The organism is Stenotrophomonas maltophilia group sp. P373 (assembly GCF_053295075.1).
This window is the reverse complement of record NZ_CM129994.1, coordinates 707,185-719,031: the sequence shown is the minus strand read 5'-3', so window position 1 is coordinate 719,031 and position 11,847 is coordinate 707,185. Positions and strand designations below refer to the sequence as shown.

Below are 11,847 nucleotides of genomic sequence, written 5' to 3'. Positions count from 1 at the left end.
ACCCCGGCTCACAACTTCAGGTCGAGCAACCCATCACCCAGATCCTCGTCAGACAACGTCTGCTGGATCAGGGCCCGATGTGCCTGCTCGCTCCACAATTCGAACTTGTCGCCCATGCCGAGCAATACCGCCTTCTTCTCAATGCCCACCGCACCGCGGTGGCTGGCGGGGATGCTGATGCGACCGTTGCCGTCCAGTTCCAGATGGGCGGCCGAGCCGACCAGCTTCTGCTGCAACAGGCGCACGACGCGCTGGGTGTTGGGCTTGGACATCACATCGTCGCGGACCCGTTCCCATTCCGACTCTGCGTACAGCCACAGGCAGCCGGCTTCGAACGGGTTGTAGGTCAGCACGAGACGGTTGTTACTGGCGCGCGCGACGAGGTCGCGGTAAGCGGTGGGAACCGCCATGCGCCCCTTGTCGTCAACTGTGATGGCCGTCTCGCCCTGGAACACGACGCCTGCACCTTGTCCTTCGCCCGGTGAAACATTGAACCACGAAAACCCACAAAACACCCGGATTTCCCTCTGATGCCCACCTTAGCAGCGGGCCGAGGGTTGTCAACAACTTTTCAGCAGGGAAATCGCCAGCCGCATCAATGGCTTGCAACAACCTTTAGAGAATTGTTCAAGGCTTATCCACAAGTTGCTGATCCGTCTCAATTTTTGAGATTGAACGGAAGTTCAGGGGCGTGGACGGGGCGTGAAACATCGACCGCGCATTCATCCCGGCCTGGCCGGAAACGGCGCCGTAATGCGCAAACGGTGCACAATGAGGCCATGTGCCTGCTCGCTCTTGGCTGGATGCACCACCCGCGCTGGCGGCTGGTAATGACCGGCAACCGTGATGAGTTCCACGCCCGCCCCACCGCGGCGCTGGCCCCCTGGCAGGATGAGACCTCCGTCATCGGGGGACGCGACCTGCGCTCCGGCGGTGGCTGGGCCGGGGTCGGCGCCTCGGGCCGGATGGCGGTGGTCACCAACGTCCGCGACCCGCTGGCGGCCCAGACCGGACCGTCGCGGGGCGCGCTGGTGGCCGACTTCCTGCGCGGCCGCGACCCGGCCGCCGTGCATATCGAGCGGCTGGCAACCGTGGCGGGTGCCTACGCCCCATTCAATCTGTTGCTGGCCGATGGCGACAGCCTGGAGTACCTGGGCAACCATCCCGCCGAACGGCAGACGCTTGGCCCGGGCGTCCACGGCATGTCCAACGGCGCGCTGGACGCGCCCTGGCCGAAGACCCGACGGCTGATGGCCGCGCTGTCGGCATGGCTGGAAGCAGACGGGGTCAGATCCCTTTCGCAGCGCGAAAGGGATCTGACCCCGGACCTGACCCCGCTCTGGAATGCCTTGGCCGATGAACACCGCCCCGCCGACAGCGACCTGCCCGACACCGGCATTGGCCTGGAACGCGAGCGCTGGTTGAGCCCGGCCTTCATCCGCGGCGACGACTACGGCACCCGCGCCAGCACCGTACTGCTGATCGACGCCGACGGCCACGGCGAGATCCACGAACGCCGTTTCGGCCCGCAGGGTGCACCGAGCGGACAAAGCCACGTCATTTTCTGACCCGGTCATGACGGCCCCTGGCCGGATGCTCTTGGCGAGGGTAGTGCCGGCCGCTGGCCGGCAGCCTTTGGATGCTCGGATTCGCCATGAAGCTGCCGGCCAGCGGCCGGCACTACCCGCAGCTTGCTGTCGCGATCCACGTGACGGCCGTCGCCATCGCAGCGGGCCTGAAACGTCATTCAGCTTCCAGCCGCGACCACGATCCGTCCGCACCCCAGGGGTTTCAGCATCGCCGCCACCCGACTGTGCCCTTTTCGCAATCGGCACTGTGTCTATAAATGTCGGCCCTGACCTCCCAGGGTGGTCGCGCCCGGCAGCACGCCGCGCGATCGACCGCAACCACAAGGAGGCCCCATGCGCCGCATCCTCATCCTGCTCGCCACCCATCTGCTCACCCTCGGCCTGGGCTTCGGCCTGGGCGTCTATCTGCTGCCGATCCTGATCGCCCCCGATGACCCGCCGGTCGCCCAGGTACAGGCCGCAATGAAAGACGCCACCTACCGCACCACCTTCCGCCGCGACCTCAAAGGCAGCGATGCGGTGCACTGGGCCGAAGGCAAGGTCAGCGTCAGCGCCACCCAGGTCGCCTTCGACGGGAAGATGGGACCGGGCCCGGATTACAAGGTCTATCTGGTTCGCGATTTCGTCGACAACAAGGCCGACTTCCTGAAGATCAAGGCGCAGGCCCAGCGCATCGGCGAGGTAAAGACCTTCAACCGCTTCCTGGTCGAGGTGCCCGCGAACGTGGACGTGGACGACTACACCACGGTGGTGGTGTGGTGCGAGCGCTTCTCGCAGTTCATTTCCGCCGGGCAGTACCGCACGCCGGGCTGAACAACATCCCGAGCGTCTGGACGGAAAGCAGCCGAGCATGGCTCGGCTGTACTGTAGAGCCGAGCCGTGCTCGGCTTACCGGAAAAAGAGGCGGAGCCGGCCGATAAGCCGGGTTCTGTCGTGGACAGTCATTCCTCTAGGCGTTACGTCACCGCAACGCTCAAGCAACCTACCCGGATCCAACGCGGGCCGCGCCAAAGGATCCCTATTTGGTCTTGCTCCAGGTGGGGTTTGCCGTGCCGGTCTGTTGCCAGACTCGCGGTGCGCTCTTACCGCACCATTTCACCCTTACCGGCCTTCCGAAGAAGACGTAGGCGGTATCTTTCTGTTGCACTTTCCGTCGGCTTGCGCCGCCCAGGCGTTACCTGGCACCTTGCCCTATGGAGCCCGGACTTTCCTCGGCACCCCCGAAGGGATGACGCGACTGTCTGGCCGGCTCCGCCAGCGCGTATTCTAGCGTACGCACGCCCTTCCTGCCGTGCCGATCGCGGCGGCCGGTTCATCCACGCGTGGCGTGGCTCTAGCGGCCCTTCGCCCTCGCCATCACCACCGCCCGCGACTCCAGCACCACACCTACGATCAATTCCCGCACCTGCGGTTGCGAACCGTCCCATTCAATGCGGCGGACGCGCACGTCCACGCGATCGCCCGGCGCGTAGGCTTTCAACGCTTGGCCGACACCGAAGACGGTCTTCACTCGGGTACCCGCCACGGCCAGCACCTCATCCCCCTTGCGCAGGCCGGCGCGATGGGCCGGACCCTCGTCAGGCTCGGATTCGATCACGGTCGCGCCCCCCATCTGAACGCCGAGGACCGGGCGCAGCGCGTCGCTACGCGAATCCCCTTCCCCGGCCTGCTCGCGCGCCAATTCGGTGGCGCCCAGCAGTGCATCGTCCAACCCCGCATCGAAATAGGGCGCGTTGTCCACGAATGCGGCGCATTGCCACGACGCGCGCTCGGGCACCGGCTCGCGCCTCGCACGCAGGGCCTGCCGCAGGTCGCGCCATTGCGCCGCGCTGACGTACCGCTGCTGGCTGTTCACCAACTGCTGGTAGGCCGCCTCGATCTGTGCGTGGTTGTCGGCCCCCACCTGCAGACATGCCTCGTAGCTCTCCAACGCGTCACGTGCCGCGCGGTAGGTCAGGTAATTGCCGTAATCGCGAACCGACTGCAGCCGATTGAACTCGACCAACCCCGGATCGAACAGCAGGTAGCCGACATAGTCCGGGCCCAGATCGGCTTCGGTAATGGCTGCGGGTGGCGGCGCTTCAGCTGCAGGAGCTGGCACATCGGCCAGTGCGAACAGCAGGAACAGTCCCTTTTCAAACATCTGTCTTTCCTCCCTGAAGGAAATTTGAGAGCTTCGCCCCTTAGCCCCCCCGGAATTCGGCCGCTGCCGTGTTCCAGCGTCCCAGTCTGTGAACGAGCCATGCAGGTCTGCACGCCTTTCAGGACTTTTCGCCCAGCTCCCGGCGAGGATCGTCGACCAACCGCTTTCTACTGCTACGGTCATACTCGGTCGGCGAGAACGGCATCGACGCACGCGCATAGATGGTGCCTTCCTCGCAGGTGCAGGTGGGCTCCGGCACCGCGCGCACTGCAATCAGGCGACTTAGCCATTCTTCTGACACATTGCAGAATGCGGCGAACACATCCTTTGGCAGGAAATGAGCCTGAAGGTAGGCTGTCAATGCCATCTCGAACAATTGCTCCCAAGTGGGGAATGAAGAGGCGTGTGCCGGAGCGTCTTCGCCCAGGACAGGCATTTGAAGACATCCCGAGCACCGGTCCTCACGCGTCAGAGGCCTCGGAAATGGGGTCACACTACGGACACCCTTCCGCATCGGGAGTATCCGCGCGGGCTCGACTGATCTCAATGTCGCCCTGCAGGACGTCCCGCAATACCCAAAGCTGCTGGGTTCGTACGATCATCAGTGGGTCGGTCATTGATGCTCATCACGACATTCCCTAGCCCCGGATTCGTCCCTCAGCCGCGCACGTGAGCACATTCACGCGCCAGAGATCGGCGACCCTCCGGCGGATCCGAACCGTTTTGCATTTCGCGCCGCGCGCTGCCCGGGCATGGCCCGGAGCGAGCGATCAACTGCCGTACAACGCCTTGCGCGGCGCACCGGTCAGTTCCGCGGCCAGCTTGGCGGCGGTCGACGGCGGCAGGTGCTCGCTCAGCTTCGCGTAAACGCGGCGGCCGTGTGCCAGCTGCGCTTCCTCGTCATCGCCGGCGCCCTGCACCATCACCACGAACTCGCCCTTGCGCTGGTTCTCGTCGGCCTCGACCCTGGCCAGCAGGCCGGCCAGGTCACCATCAAGGACGGTCTCGAACAGCTTGGTCAGCTCGCGGGCCAGTACCGCCGGGCGCTCGCCGCCGAAGATCGCCGCCATGTCGGCCAGCGACTCGGCGATACGGTGCGAGGATTCGTAGAACACCATCGTGCGCACTTCGCCGGCCAGCGCCTGCAGGCGGTCGCGGCGGCCGCTGGCCTTGGCCGGCAGGAAACCCTCGAAGCTGAAACGGTCGCTGGGCAGGCCGGCCACGCTCAGCGCGGCGATGGCGGCGCAGGCACCGGGCACCGGGCTGACCTTGATGCCCGCCGCGCGCGCAGCACGCACCAGGCGGAAACCGGGGTCACTGACCAGCGGGGTACCGGCATCGCTGACCAGCGCCAGCGACTCGCCGGCCTGCAATCGCGAAACCAGGCGCTGCGCCAGGGCCTCTTCATTGTGTTCGTGCAGGGCCACCAGCGGTTGCTGGATGCCGAAATGGGACAGCAGCTGGCCGCTGCGGCGGGTGTCCTCGGCACAGATGGCCGCCACCGAACGCAGCACCTCCTGCGCGCGCGGGCTCAGATCGGCCAGGTTGCCGATCGGCGTGGCGACGACGTACAGGGTTGGCACACTCATTTCAGCGGTACTCACGGGGCAAGGGTAGAATCGTAGCGTGTACCCGGCCAAGGCCGCTGCCCCCATCGCATGGACCCGATCATGAACAAGCCCGCCGCACGGATCTCCGCCCTGTCGTTGTCGCTGATGCTGCTGGCCGGTTGTGCCACCACCAGCCTGACCAGCACGCCCGATTCGCCGGCCCAGAGCCAGGCGCTGGCGCTGATCGAACAGGGCAAGCCGCGCGATGCCGCGCTGCAGCTGGAAGGCCTGGCCTCCACCCTGCGCGGCGGCGCCCGCAGCAACGCACTGGCCGATGCGGCCTGGGCCTGGCACCTCGCCGGCGACAGTGCCCGCGCGCGCAGCCTGCTCGGCCAGCTCACCGCGCGCCAGCTGTCCGGCGCCAGCCTGCAGCGCTACCAGCTGACCGGTGCCGAGCTCGCCTTGGCCGACAAGCAGCCGGCGCAGGCACTGGCCCTGCTGAAGGACCACGGCGATAACGTGCTGCCGGCGCTGCGTACGCGCTGGTACCTGGCCCGCGCCAGTGCCCTGCAGGGCACCGGCGATGCCTTCGGTGCCGCCACCGAACGGGCCCGCGCCCATTCCAGCCTGACCGGCAGCGCGCGCAGCGAGAACCAGGCCGCCATTGCCGGCCTGCTCGGCACCCTCGACGACGCCACCCTCCGCAGCCGTGCCGCTGCCCTGCCGGCCAACGACCCGCTCTACAACTTCGCCGGCCGTGCACTGATCGCGCGCGGCCTGCCGCTGCCGCGCCCGTTCGACCGCGATGGCGCGGCCCAGTTCGACACCAGCAAGCGCCCGCCGGCGATGAGCGACGGTTACCGCCCGCCGGCCAAGCTGGCCGTGCTGCTGCCGCTCAGCGGCCGCCTGGCCACTGCCGCACAGCCGGTGCGCGATGGCCTGTTGAGCGCCTACTACGGTGAAAGCCGGCGCCGCCCGGACATCAACTTCTTCGACACCGCCGGCACCCCGGCCGGTGCCCTGGCCGCCTATGACAAGGCCGTCGCCTCCGGCGCCGACTTCGTGGTCGGCCCGCTGGGCCGCGACGAAGTGGACGCGGTGTACGGCCGCCAGCAGCTGCAGGTGCCGGTGCTGGCCCTGAACCGCGGCAAGGACGCACCGCCGGCCGGCAGTGCCGGCTTCTCGCTGGCGCCGGAAGACGATGGCATCGTCGCCGCCGAGTACCTGCGTGGCCGCGAGCGCGGCAAGGCGCTGGTGATCAACAGCGCTGACGACACCGGCCGCCGTGCCGCCGCCGCCTTTGCCCAGCGCTTCGCGCAGCGCGGTGGCCAGGTGGTGGCCACGATCGGCGTCACCGATGCCGTCGGCGATGTCGGCGCGCAGGTGCGCAACGCCGGCCAGGTCGATGCCGTGTTCCTCGCCGTGCGTGCGCCGCAGGCGCGCCTGCTGGCGCCGCAGCTGGCGCTGGCCGGTGCAGGCGGCGCGACCCGCGTTGGCACCTCGCAGCTGACCGTTGGCAGCGGCAAGGTGGAAGAAGACGTCGCGCTGGACGGCATCGTCTATCCGAACGAAGCCTGGAACGTGCGCAGTGTGTCCGGCCTGCCGTCGGCCAGCCAGGTGGCCAGCACCCTGCCGAGCGCACGCGGTGCGGCCGGCCGCCTGTTCGCCTTCGGTGCCGACGCCTGGAAGATCACCGCCTACCTGGACAAACTGTCCAACGAAGGCGGCCTGGACGGTGCCACCGGCACCCTGTTCCTGGACAGCAACGGCAACATCCTGCGCCAGCCGGCCTGGTCCACCTTCAATGGCGGCCGGCCGATGCCGATCGTCGGTGGTCGCTGAGCGCAGCCAACGGGGCTCGGCGGTGGAAGCCGCCGCCGAGAAGCACCTGCAACGGGCCGGACTGCAGCCGCGTGCGCGCAATGTGCGCTATCGCGGCGGTGAACTGGACCTGGTGATGGACGATGCCGGCACCGTGGTGTTCGTGGAAGTGCGCTACCGCGCGCGATCCGATTTCGGTGGCGGCGCCGCGTCAGTGGATGCGCGCAAGTGCCGGCGCCTGGCCCATGCCGCGCAACTGTACCTGCAGGACAACCCGGCGCTGGCCAATGCACCCTGCCGCTTCGATGTGGTGGAAGCCAGTGGCGAACCGCCGCAGCTGCACTGGCTGCGGGATGCGTTCCGATTGGATGACTGTTGATGGCTACTCTTTGCCGGCCAGCGGCCGGCACTACCCGTCGGACCTGCAGCCGGCCCGCGGCCGGCACGACCACGGTGCGTGACTGATGCCTTCGATCATCACCCATGCCGCTGTGCCGCTGGCGCTGTGGTGCGCCGCGGATCGTGGCCGCATCCCGCCGCGCCTGCTGGCCGCCGGCGTGATCGCCGCCATGCTGCCCGATGCCGATGTACTGGCCTTTGCGCTGCATATTCCCTACGCCGATGCGTTCGGCCATCGTGGCGCCAGTCATTCACTGCTGTTTGCCGGCGTGCTGGCAGCATTGGCTGCGGTCTTGGCGTTCTTTGGTAGTCGCCGACCTTGGTCGGCGGGTGTGTGCCAACCAAGGTTGGCATCTACCGTGCAAGCGGCGGTATTTGTCTTCGTCTGCGCCGCCAGCCATCCGCTGCTGGATGCAATGACCTCCGGTGGCCTGGGCGTTGCGCTGGCCTGGCCGTGGAGCGAACACCGCTTCTTCGCGCCGTGGCGCCCCATCCGCGTGTCACCGTTCGCGCCACAGTTCTTCAGCGCACGCGGCGTGGCTACCCTGCTCTCCGAACTGCGCTGGGTGTGGCTGCCACTGGCCGGCGCCGTTGTCGCCTGGAAACTGATCCAACCCGCTCCTGCTGCCCCACGAGATCCGTCATGAGTCCTGCCCTGCCCACCGCATTGGTTACTGAACTGTCCACCCTGCTGGGCGCGGAGGGCTGGCGCATGGATGACGGCGCGCTGGAGGCCAACGCACAGGACAACTCATGGCGCCATCAGCGGCCGGCTGCAGTGGCGTTTCCGGCGGACATCGAGCAGGTGCAGGCGCTAGTGCGTGCATGCCGCGCGCATGGCGTGGCGCTGGTCGCGCGCGGTGCCGGCACCGGTACCACCGGTGCCGCGGTCCCGCAGCCGGGCAGCATCGTACTCTCGTTCACCCGCATGGACCGCATCGTCGAGATCCGCGCCGGTGATCGCTGCGCGGTCGTGCAGCCGGGCGTGTTGAACGGCACGCTGCAGCAGGCGCTGGCGTCGCACGGCCTGTTCTGGGCGCCGGACCCGTCCAGCGCCGAAATCTGCAGCATCGGCGGCAACCTGGCCTGCAATGCGGGCGGCCCGCGCGCGGTGAAGTACGGCACCAGCCGCGACAACGTGCTGGGCCTGGTGGCGGTGACCGGAACCGGCGACGTGATCCGTTGCGGTGGCGCCTACACCAAGGATGCCACCGGCTACGACCTCACCCACCTGCTGGTAGGCAGCGAAGGCACGCTGGCACTGATCGTGGAAGCCACGCTGAAACTGACCCCGCTGCCGGTCAGCCAGGCCGGCCTGCGCGTGCTGTACCGCGATGCCGATGCTGCTGCGGCCGCCGTGTCGCGGTTGATGTCGCAGCCGGTGGTACCCACCCGCCTGGAATTCATGGATGCGCGCAGCCTGGAACTGCTGCGGCTGAATGGTGCCGATGTGCCGGAAGCAGGGGCGATGCTGCTGGTCGAGGCCGATGGTGACCACGACACCCTGCCCTATCTGTTGCAGGCATTGGCCAGCGCCGCCGAAGGCGACGGCATGATCGAGCTGGACGTGGCGATGGAAGGCCGCGCGCGCGACCAGCTGTGGGCGGCGCGCAAGGCGCTGTCGCCTGCGCTGCGCAGCGTCGCGCCGGGCAAGATCAACGAAGATGTGGTGGTGCCGGTGTCGCGCATTCCGGAACTGGTGGCCGGCGTGCAGGCCCTGGCACGGGACTACGCGCTCACCATCGTCACCTTCGGCCACGCCGGCAACGGCAACCTGCACGTCAACATCCTCTATCACCCGGAGGATGCAGATGAAAACACGCGCGCGCATGCCGCGCTGCCGAAGATCTTCGAGCTGACGCTGGCACTGGGTGGCACGTTGTCGGGCGAACACGGCATCGGCCTGGCCAAGCGCGATTTCATGGCGCGGGCGTTCACACCGGCTACGCTGGCGACGATGCGCGCGATCAAAGCCGCGCTTGACCCGGACGGTATCCTCAACCCGGGCAAGGTACTGCCGCCGGCATAGACCGCGCACACTCCTTCGCACTCCTGTAGAGCCGAGCCCATGCTCGGCTGCGCTTCGACCAGATCGCGATGAAGCCCGCACCGCGTGGCAAGCCGAGCGTGAGCTCGGTTCTACACCGGCGTGTCGCCTGCAATATCGATCAGGGTCTGCCGGAAACTGGGCAACAGCACGCGGTTGCCATGCCCGCTCAGGTGGTCGTTGTCGAAGAACAGCGGCTCCCCGTCTTCCACCGCCGAACAGGTTGTTGGCCCGCACAGCAGCGGCAGCGGATCCCACACCGTGAGCGATGGATAGCGCGCTGCCAACTCGGCCAGCAACGCCATCTGCGGCGCACGCAGCCTCTCCAGATCATCGCGCGGCATGCTCAGGCCACCGGCACACGCCGGGTTGCGGCGGTTGAACCAGTCCGAACAGCGGTACGCACCGGCCTTGAACAACGGCAGCGGTGCATCCAGTACCACATGCACGCCCAGCTTCTGCAGACGTCCAAGAACATGATCAGCCTCATCACGCGCGGCCTGCGCATCGGTCGGGGTGCGCTCGGCGAGCAGTTGACGGTAGATTTCCTGCGCATCCTGACGCTGCCAGTCGAATCCACGCAGCTCCGGCATGCGCAAGGCCGCCAACAGCACGATGTCACCGGGGCGTGCCTGGCGCTCGATGGTCGACAACGCGTCCTCAATGAAGCTCTGGCAGTCGGACGGGCTGGCGCGCAGCAGGTTGACGAAGCTGCAGCCGCCGCGATCCTGCTGGCGCACCTCCATGCCGGTCTGGCGCGCGACCATGCTGGTCATGGTGCGATACGCCGCCGCGTGCGAATCGCCGGACACGAACAGGCGCCGCCCTTCAAGCGCCGGCGCACTCACCGGCTCCAATGGGCGCCACGCGGGGTAGCGACGCGCCTGCCATGCATAGCCGTCGCGGGTCACGCTCAGCGAGACCTGCTCATGGTACTCCACCGTGGCCCAGGCACCCGCGCCACACAGCGCCACCAGCGGTACCGCCATCGCCAGCACCTTGGCCGGTGCCAGGCGCAGCAGCGGCAACGCACTGCGCAGCGGACGCTCGATGAAGTGATACGACACAGCCGATAGCGCCAGCAGCAGTACCGGATACAGCCACAGCGCGGCGCCGTGCAGGCCGTAGGTCCAGCGCAGCAGCACCAGCAGCGGCCAATGCCACAGGTACAGCGAATAGGACAGGCGCCCCAGGTAGGCGAGCGGTGCGCAGCCCAGCGCGCGGGCGAGGCGTGATGTCCCCGGCATCGACACGCTTGCCAACAGCAGCAGGGTACCGGCCACGGTGGCCAGCACGCCTGGAACCGGCATCGCCAGCTGCGGTGCGATCACCACGCCTGCACCCAGCAGTGCCAGACCGACCACTGCAACCGCATCACCGTTCTGGCCCGGCGTGCGCGTGCGCATCCACTGGTACAGCAGCGCGCCCGCAGCCAGCTCCCAGAATCGCGCCGGCAGCAGGTAGAACGCTGCCGCCGGTGCCGTCTGCGCCTGCCAGCCTGCCCACGCCAGCGACAGCAGGGTGAGCACCGGCAACAACCAGCGCGACCACGGCCAGCGCTCACGCCCGCGCAGCCAGACGAAGAACAGCAGCGGGAAGACCAGGTAGAACTGTTCCTCCACGCCCAGCGTCCACGTGTGCAGGAAAGGGTTCAGTTCCGCGCCGGGTGAGAAGTAGTCGTCCTGCTGGCCAGCCAGCACGATGTTGCTGAAGCCGACCAGCGCGGCCCAGCCGGTCTGGTCGAACTGCTCATTGCGCCACGCGCGGGGAATGAACAGCGCAGACAGTATGAAAGTGGTCACCAGCATCACCAGCAGCGCCGGCAACAGGCGCAGCACGCGGCGCCGGTAGAAATCGAGCAGCATCGCGCCCAGCGACGCATGGGCGCGCGAAGCCAACGACTGGCTGATCACGAAGCCGGACACCACGAAGAACAGGTCCACACCGGTGAAGCCACCCGGTAACCAGGCTGCGTTGGTGTGAAACAGGATGACGGCCAGCACCGCCAATGCACGCAGGCCGTCAATGGCAGCGTTGTGGGAACGTTCGGGAGCAGACATGCGGGTGACCGGCAGCGAGCGATCCGGCAGCATCGCCACCGTTTGCGTAGTCATTCAATGGACGATCGCGACAGACATGGACATCGTTCAGGTCCCGCCCCCGCTCGACGCGGTTGTAGAGCCGAGCCATGCTCGGCTGCTCTTCGTTCAGATCGCGGTGAGCCGAGCATAGGCTCGGCTCTACGGCAGCAGCCAGGGGTCAGAGCCCACTGCCATGGCAATGGGATCCGACCCCGCT

At 67.5% G+C, this 11,847-nt stretch carries 11 protein-coding genes and 1 other RNA gene; 6 read left to right on the top strand and 6 right to left on the bottom strand.

The window, feature by feature from the left end:
* Positions 1 to 8: 8 nt before the first annotated feature.
* Positions 9 to 410 carry a division/cell wall cluster transcriptional repressor MraZ gene (locus tag ACSYHF_RS03240; RefSeq protein WP_008266948.1) on the bottom strand — a complete coding sequence of 134 codons (402 nt, stop codon included), beginning with the start codon at positions 408 to 410 and terminating at the stop codon, positions 9 to 11.
* A gap of 369 nt (positions 411 to 779) precedes the next feature.
* Between ACSYHF_RS03240 and ACSYHF_RS03235 the strand changes: the two genes are divergently transcribed.
* Entirely contained in the window at positions 780 to 1,568 is a 789-nt protein-coding gene (locus tag ACSYHF_RS03235) for an NRDE family protein (RefSeq protein WP_069139503.1), read from the top strand.
* Between the two features lie 354 nt (positions 1,569 to 1,922).
* Positions 1,923 to 2,402 (top strand): DM13 domain-containing protein, encoded by a 480-nt coding sequence (locus ACSYHF_RS03230; protein ID WP_005415283.1) that lies wholly within the window; start codon positions 1,923 to 1,925, stop codon positions 2,400 to 2,402.
* 88 nt (positions 2,403 to 2,490) lie between these two features.
* Here ACSYHF_RS03230 and rnpB read toward each other — a convergent pair.
* The 4 genes from rnpB to rsmI all read right to left on the bottom strand — a co-directional run bounded on the left by rnpB (position 2,491) and on the right by rsmI (position 5,321).
* Positions 2,491 to 2,842, bottom strand: an RNA gene (gene rnpB / locus ACSYHF_RS03225) — RNase P RNA component class A.
* Positions 2,843 to 2,922: 80 nt separating this feature from the next.
* Complete coding sequence (locus tag ACSYHF_RS03220) at positions 2,923 to 3,732, bottom strand: PDZ domain-containing protein (protein ID WP_005415282.1); 810 nt, start codon at positions 3,730 to 3,732, stop codon at positions 2,923 to 2,925.
* Between the two features lie 118 nt (positions 3,733 to 3,850).
* Positions 3,851 to 4,168: a hypothetical protein gene (locus tag ACSYHF_RS03215; RefSeq protein ID WP_070489890.1), complete on the bottom strand. Its 318-nt coding sequence runs from the start codon at positions 4,166 to 4,168 to the stop codon at positions 3,851 to 3,853.
* 334 nt (positions 4,169 to 4,502) lie between these two features.
* The gene (gene rsmI / locus ACSYHF_RS03210; protein ID WP_061478399.1) at positions 4,503 to 5,321 is read right to left on the bottom strand and encodes a 16S rRNA (cytidine(1402)-2'-O)-methyltransferase; all 819 of its coding nucleotides are present in this window, start codon (positions 5,319 to 5,321) and stop codon (positions 4,503 to 4,505) included.
* Between the two features lie 81 nt (positions 5,322 to 5,402).
* On the opposite strand from rsmI, the gene ACSYHF_RS03205 reads away from it, so the two are divergent.
* From ACSYHF_RS03205 to ACSYHF_RS03190, 4 genes are all read left to right on the top strand, one after another.
* A complete protein-coding gene (locus ACSYHF_RS03205) occupies positions 5,403 to 7,124 on the top strand; it encodes a penicillin-binding protein activator (RefSeq protein ID WP_111128433.1) in 1,722 nt (573 codons plus the stop codon).
* On the top strand, positions 7,114 to 7,482 hold the full coding sequence (locus ACSYHF_RS03200; RefSeq protein WP_375367817.1) for a YraN family protein: 369 nt from the start codon (positions 7,114 to 7,116) through the stop codon (positions 7,480 to 7,482). The genes ACSYHF_RS03205 and ACSYHF_RS03200 overlap by 11 nt, the downstream gene beginning before the upstream one ends.
* Before the next feature lie 85 nt (positions 7,483 to 7,567).
* Complete coding sequence (locus tag ACSYHF_RS03195) at positions 7,568 to 8,149, top strand: metal-dependent hydrolase (RefSeq protein WP_053498116.1); 582 nt, start codon at positions 7,568 to 7,570, stop codon at positions 8,147 to 8,149.
* The gene (locus ACSYHF_RS03190; protein WP_262222090.1) at positions 8,146 to 9,531 is read left to right on the top strand and encodes an FAD-binding oxidoreductase; all 1,386 of its coding nucleotides are present in this window, start codon (positions 8,146 to 8,148) and stop codon (positions 9,529 to 9,531) included. Before ACSYHF_RS03195 ends, ACSYHF_RS03190 begins: the two co-directional genes overlap by 4 nt.
* Before the next feature lie 110 nt (positions 9,532 to 9,641).
* Here ACSYHF_RS03190 and ACSYHF_RS03185 read toward each other — a convergent pair whose 3' ends face one another.
* Positions 9,642 to 11,663 carry an acyltransferase family protein gene (locus ACSYHF_RS03185; protein WP_447576080.1) on the bottom strand — a complete coding sequence of 674 codons (2,022 nt, stop codon included), beginning with the start codon at positions 11,661 to 11,663 and terminating at the stop codon, positions 9,642 to 9,644.
* Between the last annotated feature and the right edge of the window lie 184 nt (positions 11,664 to 11,847).